29 protein-coding genes are annotated in these 23,490 nt (G+C 35.1%); 28 read left to right on the top strand and 1 reads right to left on the bottom strand.

Translation table 11 applies throughout. From position 1 onward, the window contains the following. Positions 1-118 precede the first annotated feature (118 nt). From DFR80_RS13730 to DFR80_RS13600, 28 genes are all read left to right on the top strand, one after another. Positions 119-709, top strand: coding sequence for a TetR/AcrR family transcriptional regulator (locus tag DFR80_RS13730; protein ID WP_114490320.1), 591 nt, complete (start codon positions 119-121; stop codon positions 707-709). Positions 710-733: 24 nt separating this feature from the next. Next, positions 734-1,312, top strand: coding sequence for a flavodoxin family protein (locus tag DFR80_RS13725; RefSeq protein ID WP_114490319.1), 579 nt, complete (start codon positions 734-736; stop codon positions 1,310-1,312). Between the two features lie 70 nt (positions 1,313-1,382). Continuing rightward, a complete protein-coding gene (locus DFR80_RS15230; RefSeq protein ID WP_158537731.1) occupies positions 1,383-1,523 on the top strand; it encodes a hypothetical protein in 141 nt (46 codons plus the stop codon). Next, the gene (locus DFR80_RS13720) at positions 1,520-2,362 is read left to right on the top strand and encodes a class I SAM-dependent methyltransferase (protein ID WP_114490318.1); all 843 of its coding nucleotides are present in this window, start codon (positions 1,520-1,522) and stop codon (positions 2,360-2,362) included. Before DFR80_RS15230 ends, DFR80_RS13720 begins: the two co-directional genes overlap by 4 nt. Positions 2,363-2,618: 256 nt before the next feature. Further along, entirely contained in the window at positions 2,619-3,278 is a 660-nt protein-coding gene (locus DFR80_RS13715) for a DUF6064 family protein (RefSeq protein ID WP_114490317.1), read from the top strand. A gap of 105 nt (positions 3,279-3,383) precedes the next feature. Then, entirely contained in the window at positions 3,384-4,235 is an 852-nt protein-coding gene (locus DFR80_RS13710; RefSeq protein ID WP_158537730.1) for a PaaX family transcriptional regulator C-terminal domain-containing protein, read from the top strand. A 6-nt stretch (positions 4,236-4,241) separates the two neighbouring features. Further along, positions 4,242-4,592 (top strand): DUF3147 family protein, encoded by a 351-nt coding sequence (locus DFR80_RS13705; protein ID WP_114490315.1) that lies wholly within the window; start codon positions 4,242-4,244, stop codon positions 4,590-4,592. Between the two features lie 379 nt (positions 4,593-4,971). Beyond that, entirely contained in the window at positions 4,972-5,223 is a 252-nt protein-coding gene (locus tag DFR80_RS13700) for a hypothetical protein (RefSeq protein ID WP_114490314.1), read from the top strand. Further along, positions 5,220-5,516 (top strand): nucleotidyltransferase family protein, encoded by a 297-nt coding sequence (locus DFR80_RS13695; protein ID WP_114490313.1) that lies wholly within the window; start codon positions 5,220-5,222, stop codon positions 5,514-5,516. The genes DFR80_RS13700 and DFR80_RS13695 overlap by 4 nt, the downstream gene beginning before the upstream one ends. A gap of 591 nt (positions 5,517-6,107) precedes the next feature. Continuing rightward, positions 6,108-7,046: a DUF3179 domain-containing protein gene (locus DFR80_RS13685; protein WP_114490312.1), complete on the top strand. Its 939-nt coding sequence runs from the start codon at positions 6,108-6,110 to the stop codon at positions 7,044-7,046. A 49-nt stretch (positions 7,047-7,095) separates the two neighbouring features. Beyond that, positions 7,096-7,533, top strand: a complete 438-nt coding sequence (locus DFR80_RS13680) for a plastocyanin/azurin family copper-binding protein (protein WP_158537729.1) — start codon at positions 7,096-7,098, stop codon at positions 7,531-7,533. Position 7,534: 1 nt separating this feature from the next. After that, a complete protein-coding gene (locus tag DFR80_RS13675) occupies positions 7,535-8,443 on the top strand; it encodes a hypothetical protein (RefSeq protein WP_114490310.1) in 909 nt (302 codons plus the stop codon). Positions 8,444-8,695: 252 nt separating this feature from the next. After that, a complete protein-coding gene (locus tag DFR80_RS13670; RefSeq protein WP_114490309.1) occupies positions 8,696-9,442 on the top strand; it encodes a flavodoxin family protein in 747 nt (248 codons plus the stop codon). A gap of 29 nt (positions 9,443-9,471) precedes the next feature. Then, positions 9,472-11,010, top strand: coding sequence for an ABC transporter substrate-binding protein (locus DFR80_RS13665; protein WP_114490308.1), 1,539 nt, complete (start codon positions 9,472-9,474; stop codon positions 11,008-11,010). Positions 11,011-11,105: 95 nt separating this feature from the next. Continuing rightward, entirely contained in the window at positions 11,106-12,044 is a 939-nt protein-coding gene (locus DFR80_RS13660) for an ABC transporter permease (protein WP_114490307.1), read from the top strand. A gap of 17 nt (positions 12,045-12,061) precedes the next feature. Beyond that, positions 12,062-12,937: an ABC transporter permease gene (locus DFR80_RS13655; RefSeq protein WP_114490306.1), complete on the top strand. Its 876-nt coding sequence runs from the start codon at positions 12,062-12,064 to the stop codon at positions 12,935-12,937. Positions 12,938-12,943: 6 nt separating this feature from the next. Beyond that, positions 12,944-13,918: an ABC transporter ATP-binding protein gene (locus tag DFR80_RS13650; RefSeq protein WP_114490305.1), complete on the top strand. Its 975-nt coding sequence runs from the start codon at positions 12,944-12,946 to the stop codon at positions 13,916-13,918. Positions 13,919-13,931: 13 nt separating this feature from the next. Beyond that, a complete protein-coding gene (locus DFR80_RS13645) occupies positions 13,932-14,912 on the top strand; it encodes an ABC transporter ATP-binding protein (protein ID WP_114490304.1) in 981 nt (326 codons plus the stop codon). A gap of 32 nt (positions 14,913-14,944) precedes the next feature. Beyond that, entirely contained in the window at positions 14,945-15,364 is a 420-nt protein-coding gene (locus tag DFR80_RS13640; RefSeq protein WP_114490303.1) for an Rrf2 family transcriptional regulator, read from the top strand. A 4-nt stretch (positions 15,365-15,368) separates the two neighbouring features. After that, entirely contained in the window at positions 15,369-16,556 is a 1,188-nt protein-coding gene (gene grxC / locus DFR80_RS13635) for a glutaredoxin 3 (protein WP_114490302.1), read from the top strand. A 180-nt stretch (positions 16,557-16,736) separates the two neighbouring features. Next, complete coding sequence (locus DFR80_RS13630) at positions 16,737-16,985, top strand: peroxidase (RefSeq protein ID WP_114490301.1); 249 nt, start codon at positions 16,737-16,739, stop codon at positions 16,983-16,985. After that, the gene (locus DFR80_RS13625) at positions 16,963-17,292 is read left to right on the top strand and encodes a peroxidase (protein ID WP_233493902.1); all 330 of its coding nucleotides are present in this window, start codon (positions 16,963-16,965) and stop codon (positions 17,290-17,292) included. The genes DFR80_RS13630 and DFR80_RS13625 overlap by 23 nt, the downstream gene beginning before the upstream one ends. A 51-nt stretch (positions 17,293-17,343) precedes the next feature. Next, complete coding sequence (locus DFR80_RS13620) at positions 17,344-17,976, top strand: peroxiredoxin-like family protein (protein WP_114490300.1); 633 nt, start codon at positions 17,344-17,346, stop codon at positions 17,974-17,976. A gap of 19 nt (positions 17,977-17,995) precedes the next feature. Continuing rightward, positions 17,996-18,529, top strand: coding sequence for a hypothetical protein (locus tag DFR80_RS13615; RefSeq protein ID WP_114490299.1), 534 nt, complete (start codon positions 17,996-17,998; stop codon positions 18,527-18,529). An 86-nt stretch (positions 18,530-18,615) separates the two neighbouring features. Beyond that, complete coding sequence (locus tag DFR80_RS13610; protein ID WP_114490298.1) at positions 18,616-19,254, top strand: flavodoxin family protein; 639 nt, start codon at positions 18,616-18,618, stop codon at positions 19,252-19,254. A gap of 34 nt (positions 19,255-19,288) precedes the next feature. Next, positions 19,289-19,633 (top strand): DsrE family protein, encoded by a 345-nt coding sequence (locus DFR80_RS13605; RefSeq protein ID WP_114490297.1) that lies wholly within the window; start codon positions 19,289-19,291, stop codon positions 19,631-19,633. Positions 19,634-19,670: 37 nt separating this feature from the next. Then, positions 19,671-19,817, top strand: a complete 147-nt coding sequence (locus DFR80_RS15225) for a hypothetical protein (RefSeq protein ID WP_158537728.1) — start codon at positions 19,671-19,673, stop codon at positions 19,815-19,817. A gap of 180 nt (positions 19,818-19,997) precedes the next feature. After that, on the top strand, positions 19,998-21,344 hold the full coding sequence (locus DFR80_RS13600; RefSeq protein ID WP_114490296.1) for an NAD(P)/FAD-dependent oxidoreductase: 1,347 nt from the start codon (positions 19,998-20,000) through the stop codon (positions 21,342-21,344). Positions 21,345-21,487: 143 nt separating this feature from the next. Here the strand turns inward: DFR80_RS13600 and DFR80_RS13595 are convergent, their stop codons facing one another. Beyond that, positions 21,488-23,281, bottom strand: a complete 1,794-nt coding sequence (locus tag DFR80_RS13595) for an alpha-amylase family glycosyl hydrolase (protein ID WP_114490295.1) — start codon at positions 23,279-23,281, stop codon at positions 21,488-21,490. Positions 23,282-23,490 lie beyond the last annotated feature (209 nt).

The raw sequence follows: 23,490 nt of genomic DNA, 5'->3' as shown, positions 1-23,490 counted from the left end.
AGGGGAGGGGATTCCTGCATTTTATACAGATTCCTAACCTGACAACTATGATAACTATTAATATTTTTAAAAAAACTATTAGATTTGACGTAACGCATTTAAACCAGGAGGGCTGATTATGAAAAATGAGGATTTAGATACTAAAAATAAGATTATTAAGGTTACTATTGATTTAATCAGGGAAGAAAAAGATGTCAGCAAAATAACAATTCGTCGGATTGCAAAAGAAGCTGAAGTAGCAATAAGTATGATAAATTATCATTTTCAGACAAAGGCTAATTTAATTAATAAAGCAGTAGAATCATTTATTAGTAGAGTAATAAGCAGTGCAGGTGAGCAGTATCAGAATTCAAACTTAAGTCCAGAAGAGAAAATGAGGATTAGATTAAAACAGGCTGCAAAATTTTTGGCTCAAAACCCCGGGATTGCAAGAGTTTCTATTTTAAATGATTTGAATAATGGTAGTGAAAATGATAACAGCAGCCAACTTTTAAAATCTATTTCGGCTCAGCTGAAGGAAGTTTATGGAAGTAAAAAAAATGAGCTGGAGCTTAAAATCATAGCAGAGCAGCAATTAGCAGCTATACAGCATATATTTTTGCGTGCTGATATATTTGAAAAATTAACCGGGATGGATTTCTTTGATGATCAAGAAAGAGATAACTTAATGGATAGAATTCTTGATAATATTTTAGGAAAGAACAATTAAGATAAGAAAAAGGAGTGTTAGTTGATGAAAATACTGGCAGTAATTGGCAGTCCCAGAGGTAAAGGTCAGGGATCTAGAATAGTTGAAAAAGTAGAAAAGAAAATGAAAAGACTTGGGAAACTTGATTTTGAATATTTATTTTTAAAAGATGCTGATCTAAAATTATGTAGAGGTTGTTTTTTATGTATTTCAAAGGGAAGGAAATTTTGCCCTATAGAAGATGATGCTAATAAAATTGAAGAAAAAATAGGAAATACCGATGGAGTAATCTTAAGTTCTCCAGGTTATGTTTATAATGTAAGTTGGTTAATGAAAAATTTTATTGATCGTTTTGCTTATTCTAATCATAGACCGCAATTTTTTGATCAGAAACTAATGTTAATAGCTAATTCTGGTGGTGCAGGAATGGAAGAAACTATAGATGCTATGCGTAATACTTTTGGGGTTGGTCCAGAAATAGTTGATGAAATCACTTATATGTCACCGCCATGGGATTTAACTGATAAAGCAGCTGTTAAACAGGATAATACTGTAGATAAAGCAGCAGCAAATTTTTATAATTCCATATTGAATGGGGAAAGAGAAGTACCGGGTTTGCATTGAAGATAGCTATGATATTTATGCGTGATTTATCACCTAAAAATAGTTAAATAAGAAAGTGGGAATAATTATAATGATGTTATTAGAATTGTTGCAGGAAAGGGCCAGTGTTTGTGATTTTTCAGGGAAATCTATTTCAAAAGAAATTATTGCTTTTGGTTATCCGGCAGATGAAACAAAAAAGAGGACAAGAAAAGGAGTTATTTTTAAATGAATATTAATAAACTTATAAGTTTGTCTCAAAAACCTAAATTATTTGAAAGAAGTAAAACAGCTTTCTGGGATGACTCACATATTTCTAAAAAAATGCTTGAAGCTCATCTTAATCCTGACTCGAATGCAGCAAGTAGAAAAATTTCTATTATAGACAGGTCAGTTAAATGGCTTAATAAAGAAATTTTTTTAAATAAAAATATTGAAATTCTAGACCTAGGTTGTGGCCCGGGTTTATATGCGTCTCGTTTAGCTGAGTCAGGATATTCTGTAACTGGAATAGATTATTCTGAGCGTTCAATAAATTATGCAAAAAAGCAGATTAAAGAAAATGATTTAAACATTGAATATATTTATCAAAACTATTTAACAATTGATTTTGAATCTGAGTTTGATGTAATTATGCTTATTTTTTGTGATCTGGGAGCGCTAACTAACAAAGAGAGGGATATTTTATTAGATAAGGTTTATAGAGCTTTAAAACCGGGTGGAATATTCATTTTTGATGTATTTACAGATAAAAATAGAAGCAAAGATCTTTTAGATAAAAGTTGGGAAGTTAAAAATGGAGGATTTTGGAGTGAAAAGACCTATCTTGCTCTAAAAGAAAGTTTCTTTTATGCAGAAGCAGATACATTTTTAGATCAAACTCTAGTAATAACGGAAGAGGATGAAATTAGAACCTATAGAATTTTTAATCATTTTTATACTAAAGAGAGTATTACTAATTTATTAAATAAATTTGGATTTGCAAACCATAGCTATTACTCTGATATGATGGGCAGCGATTATTCTAAAGAATCAGAAACACTGGCAGTGGTCACTAAGAAATTGAAATAATTAGGATAATAATATAATTTTAAAGCTTTCGAAACCTATTATAATTCCTTTGAAGATGATGTATCCTCAGAGAAACTTAATTTTTATTCAATAAAGGAGCTTTGCTGAGGTTTTATTTTTCAAAACAAATAACACAAAAATAATTTGACAAATATAATGTTGTAACATATAATTTAATTATAAAATATAATGTTATAAAAATTGCAGTGTAAATTGTCTAAGTAAAGCTTTAAAAATTAGAGTTGAGGTGATAAAAATGAGTTTACCATTTGCAGTTAGAGATTTTATGAATGTTTTCAAGATTTATAATCAATCAATCTGGCCAATGCAGATAGTGTTTTATTTATTAGGTTTTTTGATATTGCTTTTTCTAAAAAAAGAGAAAAATAGTTCTAATAAGATTATTATGGGAATTTTATCTTTTTATTGGTTGTGGATAGGAGTCTTTTATCATTTAACTAATTTCTCAGATATTAACAAAATGGCTTATGCTTTTGGAGCTTTATTTATTTTAGAAGCTTTGATTATCTTATATGCTGGTTTAATAAAAGAGTATATTAGTTTTAATTTGAATTTTGACAGATATGCAATTATTGGCAGCATTTTTATTATTTATTCTATGTTGATATATCCACTAATAGGTTATTTTCTGGGACATGGATATCCATTTTCACCTGGTTTTGGAGTGGCTCCCTGCCCGACAGCTATTTTTACATTTGGGGTTTTACTATTTGCTAATAAAATTAGAACAAAACATTTAATCTGGATACCATTAATATGGTCTATAATTGGAACATTTGCAGCTGTTAATTTAAATATTATGGAAGATTATGGACTTTTTATAGCTGGTATTACTGGCACATTAATGTTCTTATCAAAATATAAAATAATGAAAGATGAAGAATTTGAAAAATGATATAATAAAAAGAAGATCTTAAGGCTTAGACTGAGATTTAAATACAGGAAAAAGTTATAATATTTCAATATATTACTTTATATTATTAAAATGGGGTGGACTAAAATGGCAGTTAATATAAGGAATAGGGATAGTGTTACCGGGATTGTCTTATTTATCTTTAATTTATTACAGGAATATAAGGACATGTCAGCAGAGATTGAGCAGAGGGATTTGATCCGTTATTTAGAGTCTTTTGGGAAAAGTGAAAGTTCAATCAGAATGGGTCTTTCCAGGATGTCAAGGTCAAAGGTAATAAAAAAGATAAAAAGTAATAGTAAAATTTATTATAGCCTGGATAAAGACGGTAAAGAATATATAGATATCTGGAGAAGAGGGTTAAAATATTTTCAATTAAAATACCAGAAAAGACAAGGTAATAGTTGGAATTTTGACTGGGACTGCTATATATTTAAGGGTTTTAGAAAAACTAACCCTCAAAATTCTGATTTAGTTGAGATTATGGGTGAAATAGGTTATGCTGAAATTGAGTCAAATGTTTGGATTTCTGCTTATAAAATGGGAAGTGAGTTGGATCCTATTTTTAATGATAGGGAAATATCATATCTTAATTTAAACACTCAGGTTAATGGTCAAATAGATATTGCTGATTTTTTGAAAGAAGAATTTAAACTGGGAAAGTTAAAAGAAGAATATACAGAATTAATCTCAATGGTAAAGGCTAATAATGAGCAAATTAAAAAGAAAAAATTAAAAACTGAAGAATTATTACCCCTGTTGGGATATACCGGCTGGAAATTTTACTCGATAATTACAAAAGATCCATTTTTACCAGAACAGTTGTTAGATAATTGGGTTGGTGACAGAGCAGTAAAAATTTTTATAGAGTTTAGAAAAAGTTTATTTACCGAGATTACTAATGATTTATTTAATAAAGATCATAATATTAAGGGGTAGATGTTGATGGCCTATTTAATATTCAAAACCATAATTTCAGCAGTAATAATTGTCGCTGTTTCAGAAGTTTCTAAAAGGAGTTCGCTTTTGGGGGCAATTTTAGCTTCTCTTCCTTTGGTATCTTACTTAGGAATTATCTGGCTTTATATAGATACTGAGAGCAAGACTCAGGTAGCTCAGTTATCAAAGAGCGTTTTCTGGATGGTTATTCCTTCCCTGTCTTTTTTTATAGTTCTGCCGGTATTATTAAAGACTGAATTAAACTTTTATTTTTCTTTAGCTATTTCAACGGCGGTAATGGTTGCAGTATATTTTGGAATGATATTTATATTACAGAGATTTGGAATTAATATTTAGATATTATTTCGAGTTTTATGTAATATAATAAATTTAGGATAAACTAGTAAGATGAAATATCAGGGAGGTGCTGAAAAATGAAAGACAAGAAAAAAGTAGGTAAGAAAAAACCTGAGAAGAAAGATATTGAAAAGAAAGAAGAGAAGAAATAATTTCTTTAATCAGTAAAAGTTGAACTATGTATATTTCCCCCTGTTAAACTAATGGTGACAGGGATTTTTTTATTGCAAGGAAATTAATCTATGGTTGGAGATGATTTACCCTCAGAGAAACTTCATTTTGTTCAGTTAATGATGGAGCTTTTCTGGGGGTTTTTGTTTTTATACTTATTTCTTTATGATATAATAGAAAAAGAAATTAATAAAGAAAGGATTTCAATATGAAATGGAAAGATATTAGAGAGGGATGTCCTGACAGTTGGATCCTACTAGAAGCGATTGAAGCTCATTCAGACCATGGAAAACGAGTTGTTGATAAAATAGCTGTTCTTGATAAATTTAATAATAGCGATGAAGCGATGAAAGCTTATAGGGAACTTCATAAGAAGAACCCTGAAAGAGAACTCTATGTTGCTCATACTAAGAATGAGGATCTTGAAATCGAAGAACGAAATAGGAGGTCGATAATATGACAGGTCAAAAAATTATTGAATTTTTGCAGCGGAACAGAAACACACTAAATAGATTTGGAATTAAAAGTATTGCTTTATTTGGCTCATATGTTAGTGGTCAGGCTAATAATAATAGTGATATCGATCTTCTTGTTGAATTTAAAGAAGGGGAGAAGACCTTTGATAATTATATGGATTTAAAATTTTATCTTGAAGATAATTTAAATAAAGATGTAGATCTTGTGATTAAAGATGCCTTAAAAGAAGAATTAAAGGAAGAGATTTTAGGAAGTGCTAAATATGCGCAGGCCTGAAGTATATTTAAATGACATTTTGGAGTTGATCTAGAAATAGTTTGGAATATAATTGAGAATAAAATACCACAACTTAAAATAGCGATAAAAGATATTCTGAATCATACTTGATTATTCCAGGCATAATGTCTGGTTATTTTTTTGACTTTATATAAACAATATGGTGCCCCCGGTAGGAGTCGAACCTACGCTCAAGGCTTCGGAGAGTTTTGTCGAAGTTCCTTATATTAGCAGCTTTCTTTATAATCCCTGTCATAACGGCAATCTAGCGTTGGAAATATCCCATATAGTTGTAAAATACTGTATATTTTACTGCGGTATTTAACGGTGGTTGAGGCTGACTGCGGTGAAATAACGGTGGAAAATCGAATAAAATTAGCGTCTCAATTGGAGATGATTTACCCTCAGAGAAACTTCATTTTGTTTAGTTATTGATGGAGCTTTTCTGGGGTTTTGTTATTTAAAGAATAATAACTGTTTTTGTCAAGATATTTTTAAGTAATGTTATTTAGATAACGTTTAATCATACCGGGTGGGAGTATAATAGAAACATAGGAGGTGGTTATAATAAAAAAGTTAATTTATTCATCAATGTTCATTCTTTTATTAATATTTACCCTGACTGGAAGTTTGCAGGCTCAAGATCAGAATAAAATTGAACTGCTGGCAGATAACATTGTAAGCGGTGGTCCAGCTCCAGACGGTATACCTCCCCTGGAAAATCCTCAATATATTTCTATAGAAGAGGCTAACAATTATCTGAACTCTGAAGATGCAGTTTTTGTGCTTGAAACAGAAGGAGAAGTTTTTATATATCCCCAGAGGATTATGGTCTGGCATGAGATTGTTAACGAGGAAGTTGCAGGAGAAAAAATGAGTATAACTTACTGTCCTTTGACCGGTTCAGCTATCGGTTATTATAGCAAAATCAGCAGCGAGGAGACAACGCTAGGCACCTCTGGTAAGCTGGTTAACAGCAATTTGATCATGTACGATAGAGCAAATGAGAGTTACTGGCCACAGATCTTTGGGACAGCAATTACCGAGCCGGCTAAGGGTGAGAGACTGGAAAGATTTCCTGTCATCTGGAGCAAATGGAAATTAGTTCAAGCTAAATATGATCAGGCTCAGGTTTTATCTACAAAAACTGGATACAGTAGAGACTATGATCGAGATCCATATGGTTCCTATAGAGAAAGTGGAGAAGATGAAGATAATTATTATACCAACTCTGATCTGATTTTTCCTGTACTTGCTCAAGATGACACTCTAGCTCCGAAAGAAGTAGTAATTGCTGGAGAATATAAAAATATAAATTTCGCAATTTTAAAAAACTTGCTTCGGATGGAAGAAAAAGTTGAGTTTGATATAGAAGCTGAGCAGTTTACAGCTCGTTATGACAGCAATTTGGATACAGTTAAGGTTTTTGTTAAAGAAGAGGATGAGTTAATAGAAGTGGTTGTTTATGATGTTATGTGGTTTGCATGGCACGCTTATTTTCCTGAAGCAATAGAGAATCTTGTTTACTAAATTTAGTTAGATAATTATCAGAATGATTAATATGAAAGAAGGAATTAATATGAGATCAACTAAGAAGACAGTTCACTTAAATTTAAGATTGTTTTTTCTGCTGATTATTGGGATGATATTTATACTGAGCGGATCTGTATACGCAGAAGAAGACATGACTGCTGAGGAAAATATAAAGTTTATAAAGGTAGATACACTAAATTTTGTTTTTGATCCAGAGATTATAAGACTGAACCCTGGAGAAAAAGTGAAGTTTATTGTGAGTAATCCAAGTTCTGCTTTCCACACCTTTACTATCTATCATTCTAAAAGCGAAAGAAAAAACCCATTAGTTAATATCTCTCTCAGCAGTGGAGACGAAAAAACAGAAACATTGACAATGCCGGATCAAGACAAAATTCTTTATTTAGTCTGTCTACCCCACGAAGGAATTGGCATGGTAGGTCAGGTTATAGTTGGGAATCCAGAAGTAGAGGAGGAAAGTTAAAATGAGAACTAAAAATTTATTTTTAAGTTCTTTGTTAGTTATTGTCCTTTCAGTTATGGTGTTTTCTGGTGCGGTGGGGGCTCAGGGATCAATTACAGATTGGCAGTGGTCAGATGAATGGCCTGTATCTCCACCCCTGCCTGATCATCTCTGGCTTGACTTAGGTGGAGGACAGGAAGCATTCTTCCTGCATTTTAATCAAAGTCTGGAAGGTGTTGAAGATCCCTTTGATCCAGAATTTCTCAATGAAAACCTAATGTATGTAGGTCTGGCTAAGCGTGGACGCTTTTTTGCAGAAGAAAAACCAGCTAATCCTGCTTATACTCACTTTCATAAGCTTTTTGCTGATTCTCCAGCAGCAGGACATGGGGGATCTCCAGGTGAGGATGGCTATTGGTTAACCCATGTAGCCGTTCAGGATCTTGAAAGACCATGGGGTTCAGTTTATCCTGGTGTTGACTTTGATTTTATGCCAACTGAGCCACCAGCTCAATTTGAGAGCACTTCATTAGACGAATATGGTCTGGCCTCTGTTACTGATTGGAAATGGACACAGGACTGGCCTGTAGATCCACCTTTACCTGATCATCTCTGGCTAGATATTGGAGGAGGAAGGGGGCTATTTCTTCATTATGATCGACCTATAAGTGAAGAAGGAGCTGAGCTGCTTTATGTAGGTGACGCTATTCGTGGTCGTTTTACAGCTGAATCTCAACCAGAAATACCTGGCTTTGTTCACTTCCATCAATTTAAAGCTGAATCACCAGAAGGTGGTCATGGTGGAGACCCGGGAGCTGAAGGTTACTGGCTCAGACATATAGCTGTTCGAGAAATGGAAATGCCCTGGGGAGATGTTGTACCAGGTGTAGACTTTAATTTTATGGTTACCCCTGCTCCTGAAGTTGAATAAAAGACTCAGTTGATTGATACTTTTGGAGATGATTAACCCGCAGAGAAGCTTCATTTATTCATTTAATAATGGAGCTTTTCTGGGGGTTTTTTAATTAGATTATCAATGCTTATATATGCAATATTGAAAAGATTTAGTTCTTATTAGTATCAAGTTTAATAGGTGATGCTTGTAAAATGCATAACATTGTATTATAATTAGTTTAACATAAACGCGGATAAATAATATCTATGTTAATAAGGAGGCTGAAAAATGGAGTTAAATGAAAAACAGATTAGGTTATGTGAAGAAAATACCGAAGATTTTTCTGATTTAAAGGCTTTATTTATTAACTGTACTTTAAAAAAATCGCCTCAGACCTCAAACACAAGAGGTTTAATGGATGTAGCAAAGGCAATTATGGAAAAGAATGAGGTTGAGGTAGAAGTGGTGAGGGCAGTTGATTATGATATTGCCCCAGGAGTCTGGCCTGATATGACAAAAAAGGGTCTGGAAAAAGATGACTGGCCCCAGATATTTGAAAAAGTTATGGTAGCAGATATTTTGATTTTAGGTACTCCAATCTGGCTGGGGGAGAAATCGTCAGTCTGTCAGCGGGTAATTGAGAGATTATATGGTCAGTCTGGAGAACTTAATGATAAAGGACAGTATGCCTATTATGGAAGGGCGGGAGGCTGTATAGTTACTGGAAATGAAGATGGTATTAAACACTGTGGAATGGGAATTCTTTATTCTTTACAGCACCTTGGTTTTACTATTCCCCCTCAGGCCGATGCAGGCTGGATTGGTGAAGCTGGACCGGGTCCGTCTTATTTAGATGATAACTCTGGTGGACCGGAAAATGATTTTACTCAGAGAAATACAACCTTTATGACCTGGAATTTAATGCATCTGGCTAAGTTGCTTAAAGAAAATGATGGAATTACTGCTTACGGAAATCAGCGCAGTGCCTGGGATGCAGGCTGCAGCTTTGATCATCCAAATCCAGAATACAGATAATTGTTGAGAAGTCTTTTAAGGAGGTCAAAATGTTAAAAAATAAATATATATATCTATTAATAATTACTGTTTTATTTTTAACTCTTCTAACTAATCCGGCAGCTGCTCAGGATGACAGTTTAAATATAGCCATTCCTGGTAGAGCGCAGACACTTGATCCAGCCTATCTGCAGCGGGTTTTATCTGACTGGCCGGTAATGAATTCAATCTTTAATGGACTTGTTAAATATGAACCGGGGACATTTGAGGTAGTACCTGACCTGGCAGAAGAATGGGAGATTTCGGAAGATAACACCGAAATAACTTTTCAGCTGAAAGAAGGAATAGAGTTCCATAAAGGTTACGGAGAATTTACTGCCCAGGATGTTAAGTTTTCTTTTGAAAGAATAATAGCAGAAGATGCAAATTCTCCAGAAGCACAGTCATTTATTAATTTGGAGCGAGTAGAAGTTATCGATCAGTATACAGTAAAATTGATTTTGACTGAGCCAATGGGAAGTCTTTTTACTTCCACCTTACCGTTTAATGCCGGTTTGATTGTCAGCAAAAAAGCAGTTGAAGAGATGGGAAGAGAGGAATTTGCCAGTAATCCAATTGGAACAGGACCTTATATCTTTGAAGAATGGGATGTCAACAATAATATAACTTTACAAAAAAATGATAATTACTTTGAGAAAGAAGCAGAATATGGTGAAATAGTATTTATGCCGATGTCTGATCCTACATCTCAGGAGCTGGCTTTACAGTCGGGAGAAATAGATATTGGCCAGCTTACTCTGGATAACTTTGATCAGATAAGTCAGATGGAAGAGTTTGAGGCTGAAATTTATCCAGACCTTGCAATACAGTATGTTGCCTTTAATACAAGTAAGGAGCCTTTAAATAATAAAAAATTACGAGAGGCCTTAAGGTATATAATTAATCCAGAAGAAATTTTAATCGGAGCTTTCGCTGGCAAGGCAGAAAGAGCTTACTCTATTTTACTTGAAGATATGACCGGCTACTGGCAGGCTCCAGCTTTTAAACTGGAAGATGTCGGAGAAGATTATGTCTGGAATTTGCTGGCAGAAGCAGGTTATCCAGAAGGAGAGGGACTTGAATTAGAATATGTAACTGATGCTAACGAAGAAAGAAGATTAATTGGAGCTTTGATCCAGGATCAGTTATCCCGTTTTAATATTGATTTAAATATAGAAGCCTTAGAGGTTGGACCAAAAATTGACCGCTGGCAGGATGGCAGCTATGATATTACCTATACCAGATTTACCAATACTGTTGATCCAGGATATAATTTTCAATGGAATTTGAGTGAGCAGATTGGTAAATGGAACTTATTCCACTGGTCAAATGAGGAATATGATAGACTCTGGCAGCAGGCAGAAACCACTTTGGATAGTGACCAGCGTGCTGAAAATTACGAGAAAATGCAGAAGTTGATGAATGATGATTCGATTGGAGTCTGGGTTACCCATGGAGTTAAAACACCTGCCTGGACTACTGAAGTAGAGCCTGTATTTTCTCCTGATGGAGTAATTTTGCCCTGGTTAATCACAAGTAGTGATAAATAGAAATTAACAAAACCTGAATCTAAATTAAAATTTTTGGGTTCAGGTTTTATTTAGATATCTTCATTTTTGAAATTTGAAAGCTGGAGGATCAGCATATGTTTATTTATATTACAAAACGACTTTTATGGGTAATTCCAACTATTCTCACAGTCTTATTAGTTTTATTCAGCTTGAGCTACTTACTACCGGGAGATCCAGCTGATATTATACTTGGTCCAAGAGCTACTCCCGAAATGGCTGCAGAACTTGAAAGCCGACTTGGGCTTGATAAACCCTGGTATCATAGTTATCTAATCTACTTACAAAATATTATCAGAGGTGATCTAGGAACCTCAATTTTTAGAGATCGCTCAGTATTAAAAGTGATTTTAGATGTTCTGCCCTATACAGTTATTTTAACTCTGGCTGGAATGGGACTGGCAGTTTTTAACGGAATATCTATTGGTCTCCTGGCAGCAAACTATAATAACAGTTATTTTGAAAAGTTTTTAACCATGGTTTCATTTATTACTGCTTCAACTCCGACCTATATTGCCGGAGTATTATTAATAGTTGTTTTTTCAGTTAATTTTAATCTGCTGCCTTCAATTGGAATTGGTGATGGTGGCTTATTAGAAACTATTCATCACTTAATTGGCCCGGCTCTGGCACTTTCAGTTGGCTGGACAGGTTATATTGCCCGTTTAACCAGAAGTTCGATGCTCGAAACTCTTGATCAGGAATTTATTCAGACCGAAAAATCTTTTGGTATTCCTCGCTATTATATACTTTATAAATATGCCTTAAAAAAAGCAATCAAACCGATTATTGCTGTAATTGGACTTGGCATTGGCAGGCTGCTTGGGGGAGCAGTTTTTGTGGAAGTAATTTTTAACAGGCCTGGTCTGGGAAGACTGATTGTGGACTCAGTGAATGAACGCGATCTTCCCCTGGTTAGAGGTGGGGTTTTAGTAGCTGCCCTATTATTTGTGATTGCAAATTTAATCGCAGACATTTCATATGCTTATTTTGATCCTAGAATCAAACAAAAATAATCAGCTGGAGGTTTAAGATGTTTAAGAGCCAGAAATTTTTTCGCTTCAAAAAAAAGAGTATTAGAGTAATTAAGATAATGAAAAAAGATTATAAGGCCTATCTCGGTGGCTCAATTATTATGTTGATCTTGATTTCAGCCATTTTTGCGCCTCTGGTTGCTCCTGCTGACCCCTATAAAACTAATGTGACTAAGAGGTTGGAAGGACCGAGTCTGCAGAATTTACTGGGTACAGACAGCCTGGGCAGAGATATTTTAAGCCGTTTAATCTATGCAGCTCGGCCGGCAGTCCTAGTTTCTTTTGGAGGTATTATTATTTCAGTCATCATTGGGATAATTCTTGGGCTTTTGGCAGCTTATGTTGGTGGAATACTGGAGAGTATAATTTTGTTTATCTTCGATGTAATCAGAGCTTTTCCACCTATAATTCTAATTCTAGTTTTGCTTTCTATTATTGGTCCTTCCTTATTAAGTGTTATAGTTATTCTTGGGGTGACTATTATGCCCCGCTATGGAAGAGTTGTCAGAGCAGAAACACTTTCTGAAAAGGAAGAGGATTTTGTTGAAGCAGCCCGATCACTGGGAGCAGATAACTCCCGCATAATTTTTAAACATATTCTGCCTAATATTTTTGCTTCTGTTCTTGTTTTAAGCGGAATGGATATGGCCTCAATGATCATGTGGGAAGCAGGACTTTCTTTTCTGGGCCTGGGCCTACAGCCTCCTTTAAGCAGCTGGGGAGTAATGCTGCAGGAGTCATATCAGTATATTCAGACTGCTCCCTTAATGATTCTCTGGCCGGCTCTGGCAATAATGCTGACTATGCTTGGCTTTTCTACTTTTGCTGAGAGTCTGCGGGTGGCCTTAAATCCAAAATTGAATCAGGAGGTATAAGTTCTTATGCCCGATAAAATTTTAAAGATTAATGATTTAGCAGTTGAATATAAAAATAAGGGAAAATATTTAAGGGTGCTGCAGGATATAAACCTGGAACTTGACAGTGGTGAGATCCTGGCTCTGGTTGGAGAAAGTGGTTCTGGTAAATCTACTTTAGGTAAAACAATTTTAAGATTATTGCCTGATTCTGCCAGGATAGCAAGTGGAAGCATTTTTTTTAAAGGAAAAGATATCTGCAATTTATCCGAAAAAGATTTTAATGATCAGATTCGGGGTCAGGAAATGGCAATGGTGATTCAGAATCCTCAGAATGCTTTAAATCCAGTCTTTAAAGTGGGGACTCAAATCCTTGACGTACTTTATTTTAAGTCAAAAAAGCAAAAAAATCGGAAAGAGCTAAAAAAAGAAGCGGTTGAAATTTTAAAAAAAGTTGGAATCTCAGATCCAGAATACAGATTTGGAGAATATCCCCATCAATTTAGCGGCGGGATGAAACAAAGGGGGATGCTGGCTATGGCCTTTATTTCCAATCCCTCGCTTTTGATTGCTGATGAGCCGACAACAGCCCTTGACCTGACAGTGGAGGCACAAATTTTAAATCTTTTATCAAATTTGGTTGAAGAATACAAAACATCGATTCTTTATATAAGCCATGATCTGGGTGTTGTTGCTGGTTTAAGTGACAGGATTGCCGTAATGTATGCAGGACGGATAGTTGAAGTTGCTCAGACCAGAGTTTTATTTGATCAACCTAACCATCCTTATACTGAGGCACTTTTAAATTGTCTGCCGGATTATCAGAAAACAGAAGAACTGCAGACAATTCCCGGCCAGGTTCCTGACCCAGGTAATTATCCAGTCGGGTGTAATTTTCATCCCCGCTGCAGCTACAGTTTTGAGCGCTGTCGACAGGAAGATCCCGGGCTTGAAGAAATAGATTCAGAACATTTTTCGGCCTGTTTTTTAAATGACTGTTAAGGAGATATAAAAAATGGCTTTAGTTGAAGTTAAAAATTTAAAAAAATATTTTGTTAATAATGACGGCCTGCTTTATAAGTTGGCCAACAAAGGTCCAATTAGGGTTAAGGCAGTTGATGATGTAAGTTTTAAGATAGAAAAGGAAGATACTCTGGCTGTAGTCGGGGAAAGTGGCTGTGGTAAAACAACGGTAGCTCGTTCTGTTTTGAGGTTAATTGAACCAACTGCTGGAGAAATTCTTTATAAAGGCAGGTCGATTAATAATTTTAATAAACAGGAGCTGAAAACCTTTAGAAGAGATGCCCAGATGATTCTGCAGGACCCCCGCTCTTCTTTGAACCCGCGCTTTATTGTGGAAGAGATAGTTTCTGAACCCCTATACATCCATGACCAAATTGAGGATGATTCTAATCTGCTGGATCGAGTCTGGGAGCTATTGGATTTAGTAGGACTTTCTAAAAGATATTCTGAACTTTTCCCCCATGAATTAAGTGGTGGCCAGGCTCGAAGAGTTGGAATTGCCAGGGCTCTTGCCCTACAGCCTGAATTTATTGTCTGTGATGAACCAACCTCAGGTCTTGATATTTCAATAATGTCAGCAGTTTTGAATTTAATGAAAAAGCTTCAGCAAAAATATCAGCTGACCTATCTCTGGATTTCTCACAATTTACATGAGGTAAGATATATCAGCAATAAGGTGGCAGTAATGTATTTAGGAAAAATAGTAGAAATTACAGATACTGACACAATTTTCAATAATTCCGTTCACCCATATACAGAAGCCTTATTTTCTGCCTTAAGAGGAATAAATGATGACTGGAATTATAAGGAACATGAAATAATAGAAGGAGAAGTCCCAAGTCCAATTAATCCACCATCAGGCTGCAGTTTTCACCCCCGCTGCAAATATAGTTTTGATAAATGTAAAAAGATAGAGCCAGAACTTAAGGCAGTAGAATCAGGTCATTTAGCTGCCTGTCATTTATATAATTAGAATTAAAGTTGAAAAGGAGATATTTTAAGTATATGAAAACTTCAAGAAAAACAGATTATGCAGTTCATGCTTTAATGATCTTAGCAAGAAATAAAAGCCAAGAACTTTCAGTGAAAGAGTTAGCTGATATAGAAAACGTTTCTTCATCTTATCTGGCAAAGGTTATGCAGAAATTATCAGCAGCTGGGATTGTAAGTTCAGCTGAAGGGAAAAAGGGGGGATATACTTTAGCTGGAGATGCTGAAAAGATTAACCTGGCTCAGATAATGGAACTTTTTGAAGCTAAAGATAATGTGTTTGAATGTGTTGATGATATTCATGAATGTTCAATTAAAGATAGGTGTAAAATCCATCGAGTATTTGCAAAAGCCTATCAGAAAATGTTGCTTGAACTTGAACAGACCACTATTAAAGATATTGTTGAACCTGAAATCAAAAAAGAAAGGATTTGATCTGATGAACAAGCCAAAGATTGAAATCTATAGCAAAACCTGGTGTCCTTATTGTAGACGAGCAAAGGCGATGCTTAAAAGTCTAGGTCTTGATTATACTGACTATGATATTACAAATAATGAAGATCTGCAGCAGGAGATGGTGGAGCGCAGCGGCAAAAAAACCATACCCCAGATTTTTATTAATGATAAGAAAGTTGGAGGTTATGACAACCTAATTGAGCTTGTCAGTTCTGGTGGCCTTGATGATCTGATTGAATTTGAAAGACCAAACTGCAGTGAAAAAGACTGGGACCTGGCTGTAATTGGCGCCGGACCGGCCGGAATGACAGCTGCGGTTTATGCTGCCAGAAAAGGCTTAAAAGTTCTGATGGTTGCCCGAGATATAGGTGGTCAGGTGCTGGAAACTGACACCATTGATAATTATCTACCTGAATACGGAACTTCAGGTCCTGATTTAATGCAGAATTTTTTAAAACATCTTAGAAACTATAATATTGATACACTTTTTGGAGAGGAAATTACAGATATTAATCCCCAGACAGAAGGACATATTCTGCTCACAAAAAGTGATAAAAAGATTAATACCAGAGCTGTTTTAATAGCTGCTGGGACTAAAAAGCGACACCTTGGAATTCCCGGTGAACATCAGCTAAAAGATAAGGGTGTAAGTTACTGTGCCACCTGTGATGGCTATATCTATGAAAATCAACCGGTTGCTGTCGTTGGTGGCGGTAATTCTGGCCTGGAAGCAGCTTTAGATATGGCAAAGATTGCAACTGAAGTTTATTTGATTGTTAGAGGAGAACAGCTTTCAGGTGATAAAAGCCTGCAGGATAAGGTAAATAACTCAGATAAAATAGAAGTCTGTAAATCCTATCAGACTACTGAAATTAATGGTGAGCAGAAAGTTGAATCGATAAGAATTAAAAATCTAAATACTGGTAAAGAAAGAGAACTTAAGGTGAAGGCAATCTTCATTGAAATTGGATTAATTCCCAATACAGGTTTTATCTGTGATCATTTGGAGATTAATCAGGGCAATGAGATTATTATTGATGAAAATAATCAGACAAGCATTGAAGGAATTTTTGCTGCCGGAGATGTAACAGATATTAAAGATAAACAGATTATTGTTTCTGCAGCAGAAGGTGCTAAAGCTGCTCTAAGAGCTAATGAATATCTGAGTTAGAGTGAATAATCTACTGCGAAAAGTAGGTTTTAAAGATAGTCTTATTAATTATAAGCTTTTCGCAGTATTTTTGCTAAGAAGATTAAAAATTTTAGCTGTAACTCGGATAATTTAACTCCGGGTTAAACAGCTGCTTATCAATATAAGAATTGATTAAAAAAATCGAAGGAGGAGATTAAAATGGCGTGGATAGATATGGTAGATGAAGAAAAAGCAGAAGGTAAATTGGCTGAACTCTATGATAAGCTAAGCCGTTCTGGCAAGAATGAGGTGGCACATGTTCTAAAAGTTCAATCATTAAATCCTGATCTTTTAGAGGACCATCTTAAAATTTATAAAACAATTATGTTTGCCAGATCAAATATTTCCCGCAGGCAGCGAGAAATGATTGCAACTGTGGTTTCTGATGTCAATGAATGCCACTACTGAAACTCATCATGGAGCGGCGCTCCAAAAGCTGATCAGAGATGATAAAAAGGCTGAAAAAATACTAAATGGTGTTCTTGATGATTATAAAACTGCACCAATCAGTAAAAAAGAAAAAGCTATGCTGGATTATGCTGTTAAACTAACTAAAAAGCCAGCATCAATAAAAAAAGATGACCTTAATCAATTAAGGAAATATGAGCTGAGTGATAGAGATATTCTGGACCTAAATCAGGTAGTTGCCTATTTCAATTATGTAAATAGAACAGCTGATGGCCTGGGAATAGAACTGGAAGCTGAACACAAATAGGAGATTGAACATATAATAATTAAAAAATACTTAAAAATGGAGGGAAAATTTATGATTAAAAATCTACAGGAAGAATTAAATCGCCTTGGTAAAAATAATGAAACCCCTGCAGAAATTCAGCAAAAAATTGCAGAAGCCAATCAGAAATTAGAAGAATCAGGTGAGGTAGATGGTCTGAAAGTTGGAGACAGGGCCCCAAATTTTAAATTAAGAAATCACCTGAGTGAAGAAGTTTCTTTAGTAGAAGAATTAAAAAAAGGACCGGTAGTTTTAGTCTTTTATCGCGGCGGCTGGTGTCCTTACTGTAATCTGCAGTTAAAAGCCTATCAAAAAGCTCTGCCTGAAATTAAAGAAAAAGGTGCCCAATTAATTGCTGTCAGCCCTCAGACACCGGATAATACTCTGAGTCAGAAGGAAAAGGAAGAGCTGGAATTTGAACTCTTAAGTGATCAAAAGGGAGAAACAGCAGCTAATTATGAAGTACTATTTGAAGTTCCAGCTGTTGTTAAAGAATTATATCAGAACTTTGGGCTTGATCTTGCAGAATATAATGGACTTGATGAATGGATTTTACCCGTGCCTGCAGTCTATATTATAAATCAAGAGGGAAAAATAGAATTTGTCGATCTGAATGTCGATTATACTGTTCGTACAGAACCTCAGACAATTATTGATAATTTATAGAGGGAGGTGAATATTAAAAATGAGAAAAAAATTAACTTTTGCTTTAGTTATTGTGCTGTCACTTTTTTTACTTGCGGCCTGTGGAGGTAATACAGCAGATGAAAGTCAGCAGGAAACAGCCGATACAGTAACAACTGCTTCCATAGTAAACGAAAAAGAGGCTTTTAAGGAAGCCATTAGTACTGATGGAACCTGGATAATTGCTACCTTGAATGATTTAACTTTTGAAGAAGAAATTGTAGTTGAAGGTACTTTCCATGACGGTGGTAATTCCGAGAATAAAATTTATCGTAAAATTGCTGCATATGCTCAGGATGATAATTATAATGTGACAGAGAGATATACAATTAAAGCTCCTCAGATGGTTATTAAAAGCCCCAACACAAGATTTCAGGCTGGTATCTTTGAAGGTGATATTATAGTTGAGGCTAACGGTTTTACTCTTTATGATGCAACAGTAGAAGGAAATATATATTATGCCAGTGAAGAATATCAGAAATCTGCAGAGATTACTGAGGATAGTGAAGTTACAGGTGAAATGGAAATACAATAATTTGATTTAATTATTATTACTTAAACTCCGCATTTGTAAAAGAATAATTGATATGCGGAGTTTGAGTATTTAGAAGGGATGATAAATTGATTCTAGGAATAAGCGGCAGTGGTAGAGCTGATGGGACGACTTCAGATGTGATTAAATATATTTTAGAAAAAACAGGTCAGGAATATGAATATGTATCTCTGGCAGGTAAAAAAATTAACGGCTGCATTGGTTGTACAAGATGCGCAGCTGATAGTTTCTGTAAAGTAGAAGATGACTGGCAGGAAATCGGTAGGAAAATGCTTAAAGCGGATGCAGTTGTTTTTGGGGCACCTGACTATTATGATACTATAAATGCCCTGGCTCATGCCTGTCTGGAGCGAACATACTGTTTTAGACATTTAGAAAAATATAAATTGGCCGGCAAATTAGCTGTGGGAATAGCGGTTGATGGTCCAGAAATCAACTCTGGAGTAATAAAGTATATTAAACGTGTTATGGATTCAAATCAGATGGCGGTTCTGGATACATTTCAGGTAGATGGGTATTCTCAGTGTTTTAGCTGCGGCTTTGGGATTGACTGTGCAGCTGGCACGGTAGTAGACAGGCATGGCTTTTTGGATGAAATAGAGGATCGACATCTCCCACTGAAATTTGAAGAGCAAAAAGAAAAGAAGTTAGAGGCTTACAAAATTGCAAAAACTTTGGGATCGATTTTAGAAGAGCGGAAAAATTAAATTAATATAACATAACTATAAGGAGCTGAATAAAATGGCAGATAAAAATAGTTTAGTTGTTTTATGGACAAGTGGTGATCCAGATGTAGCTAAAAAAATGGTTTTTATGTACACAATTAATGCAAAAAAACGGGGATGGTGGCAGGATATTAAATTTGTAGTCTGGGGTCCATCTTCAAAACTATTAAGTGAGGACCGGGAACTGCAGGAGCAGATTAAAGAATTTATTGAAGCAGATATTAAAGTTGAAGCCTGTCAGGCCTGTGCTGAGCAGTATGGTGTTGCAGATGGTTTAGCAGAACTGGGTATTGAAGTTAAATATATGGGAGAACCTTTAACAGATTATCTAAAAAGTGATAGTGAGGTTATAACATTTTAGTATTGTACAGCAGGATGAATTAGAAATCCATTTGTTAATGCCCAATGAAAAAGTATCAGCAGGCCATCCTGTAGTTGAACCACTTCCAACTCAATTTAAATTACCTAATGGACAAAATCAACCGTTCATTCATGTTAATTTCTATGAGAATATTAAGTTGACAGGAAATAAGTTTCTTGAATAAATAGATAATAAGTTAAATATTATTATATAAGATAATTCTAATTGTTTTTAATCAGGCTGGAGCTAAAAATTCATAAATTCCTTGACTCTCTGACATACTTTAATGAGTAATTTAGCAGTGATCTGAAACTTGTAATCAGATATTTAATTTTGAGAACCTAATGGGAGGAGTTTTTTGATTATGAAAAAATTTGATTTGTTTGTGATTGGTTCTGGAATGGCTGGAATGAGTATTGCTCAAAAAGCAGCAGGTAAGGGGCTGCAGGTTGCGATTACTGATGAACTTCCTTATGGTGGAACCTGTGCACTTCGAGGCTGTGATCCAAAAAAAGTTTTGATTGGCCCAACTGAGATACATTATCATGCTAAACATCTTCAGGGTAAAGGAATCAATCAAGTGCCTGAAATTAATTGGGAAGATGTGATGGCCTTTAAACAGCGATTTGTAGATGAAATGCCACCAAAAATTGAAAAAGGCTATGAAAAAAAAGGGATAACTATGTATCATGGAACAGCACGTTTTTTGTCTGAGAACACTCTGCAGGTGGGGGAAGAAAAAATTGAAGCAGATAAAATAGCGATTGCCACTGGTGCTGCACCGAGAAAACTTGATTTTCCAGGCGGGGAGTTTGCTCAGACCAGTACAGATTTTCTTAACATGAAAGATATGCCGGACTCCTTACTTTTTATTGGGGGAGGTTATATTGCTTTTGAATTTGCTCATATTGCTGCTCGCTGTGGTGCTGAAGTAACAATTATCCACCGCAGTCAGCTTCCATTGAAAAACTTTGAAGAAGATATAGTTAAGCATTTAATTAAAGCTACTGAAGAACTGGGTATTAATCTTGTTTTAGAGACAGAAGTCTGCGGAATTGAAAAATTGGATAGGGGCTACCGTGTGAAAGGAAATGCCAGCGGAGAATTTAAATTTTTTGAGGCAGAGATGGTAATAAATTCAGCCGGAAGACCTCCTAAAATCTTTGACCTGGAGCTAGAAAAAGCTAATATCGAGTACAGCAGCAGAGGAATTGAAGTTAATGGATATCTTCAGAGTACAAGTAATCCCAGAGTTTATGCTGCAGGAGATGCTGCCAACTCTCCAGGCCTACCTCTGACTCCAGTAGGTGTTCTGGAAGGATATACAGCTGCCAGTAATATAATTAAAGCTAAGCAGAAAAAAGTGGAATATCCACCAATGCCAACGGTTGTCTTTACACTACCAACTATGGCTTCAGTAGGCTTAACTGAAACAGCAGCGAAAGCAGAAGGTTATAATTATCGAATTAAATATAAAGAGGCTAATGATTGGTTCAATGCCCGCCGACTGCAGGTGCCGGAGTATACTTTTAAAACTATTATAGATAAAGATACCGAGATAGTTTTAGGTGCCCACCTAATTGGTCCTAATGCTGAAGAGGTGATTAACCTGTTTGCAATGTTCATAAAAACAAAGATGAAGGTAACAGAAATCAAGAAGATGATATTTTCTTATCCGACTTTATCCTCCGATATTTCCTATATGGTATAAATGTTAGTCGACTAATATTTATTTAGCAGTTATTTTAGAAAAGGCTGGAGCAAAAAATCCAGCCTTTTTTAGAAGGTTATTAGCTATGATATTTTAAAAATGAGCGAGAATAGAAAATAATGAATTAACCATTTAAACAAAACTTACAATGATTGATAAATTGCTCGGCCTTTAGCTTTGAGACTGATTTCCAGACAATTATTTCCCTGTTCTCCCCTGACTACTTCAAGTTCAGTACCTATCTCATCTTTTTTTGAAGAATAAAGACAGACAAACTTATCACCTAAATTATGGAGCTCATTATCTACAATAACTTTTGAACTTTGTTCTTTATCTAACTCACAATTTACAGCCAAAAGAAGTTCTTCCTGGCTGAGAATTCTCGACCAGGCAATAATCTCTGTACAGCGATCACCCTCTGCAGTTGGAAGATGGAAATTGGAATTCCTGTTATTCGAGATTTCTCTTAAATACTGACGTCCGACCCTTAAATTAATGTATTTTTTTCTAAGCCCAGCCAGCTTTTTCATTTCCTGATAAATGGAATTTTCTTGATCAAAAAAACTTCTATTTTGAGTTCTAAAGGCCCCAAATTTTCCACCAAACATTGACTCTCTGATATATTTATCATGGTCACCACTGCCGTCAAATCCTTGTTCAGTGCCATAATAGACACAGGGAATACCAGCGGTAAAGAAATTGAGGAAAATAGCATTTTTAAGTAGAGGTGCTGTTTTCTCATCGGCAGTAAATCGTGCTTTATACTGCTGCTGATAAACCATATCATGGTCATCAAACATAGTAATTACATTTTTGTGATACCACTGATGTTCTCCTTCACTAAGAACTTTAGAGTTGGTAAAAATAGAAAAATAATTTTCAGCAGAATAATAACCTTTAGCCACATTTTCAAGGTTTTCAGGTATTTTATTTATTCCCAGTGCTGCATTTAAACCTGTCTGCTCACAGATCATTTTTGCAAATTCCATACCTCCAGTAATTTCACCGATGATAAAAAAGTTCTTTTTACCTAAAGTTTGAGCAAATTCTTTGATTTCAGTTGTAAAATAACGGGTGGCTCCTGGGCTTAAATGTTTTACCGTGTCAAGTCTAAAGCCATCTAGATCAGCATAAGCAATCCAGTATTTATAACAGTCAGTCATTGTTTTTAAGGCTTTTGAGGCCTGGTAGTTATTTACTTCTCCCTGACCGGTGTTAATATTTTTCAATGATAAAAAGTCACCTTCTCTGAATTCAGGGTCATTATCCCAGTCTCTAATATAGCCTTTGCGGGTAAAAGTATCTAAACTAAATAATTCCTGCGGCCAGATACCGCCCTCAGGATAGTTTTGATCTAAATTAGGTTTAATTGGATCAATGGAGGGCTTGCCATTTTCATCTCTAAAAGCTTTTACTTCATATTCTTTACCGGTATAGGCTGGCTCATCATCTCTGTATTCAAAAACATCTCCAGAATGATTTATTATTACATCGAGCATAATAAAGATTCCTTTTGAGTGAGCTATTTCTACCAGCTCTTTTAAGTCCTTCTTATTTCCGAAATGGGGATCTATCTCCAAAAAGTTTTGAATTCCATAACCATGATAATTTTGAGAAAAAACAGGTTGCTTTAGAATGGGACTTATCCAGAGTACTGTAACACCAAGTTCTTTTAAGTAGTCAAGTTTCTTAGTTAGACCTTTTAATGTGCCTCCAACCCATTGCTCACCAGAACTATGCCAATTTTCTTTATTTTTTTCGTTTTGAAGTGCATTTTCATAGTCATTTTTTTGATCATAAAGAGGAGATTCTTCTTCATTGGCAAATCTATCTACAAGTAAAAAATAAAATATTTGTTCATCCCAGGCTTCAGGAGATTTTGTATAGTCCTTATTTTCCCTTAGTTTATTTAAATTTAACTCTTTAACACTTTTCATAACTGTAATCATCTCCTTTATCTATAGTGGTTCTCCTTAATTATAGCAAAATTATGAATATTATTAAAGAAGATGTTCTATGTTTTGAAGATTAATAGTTAAAAGTAAATTCTTTGATAAATTGTATAATTAAATGCACGCGGTGATTTGATAAAAAAATAGACACATACCTGTACCTTTTGTATAATGTTAATAACCACAAAAACATT

Origin of the sequence: Halanaerobium sp. ST460_2HS_T2 (assembly GCF_003337665.1) — a bacterium.
Taxonomy (GTDB): domain Bacteria; phylum Bacillota; class Halanaerobiia; order Halanaerobiales; family Halanaerobiaceae; genus Halanaerobium; species Halanaerobium kushneri.
This window is presented reverse-complemented; position numbering and strand designations above follow the sequence as displayed.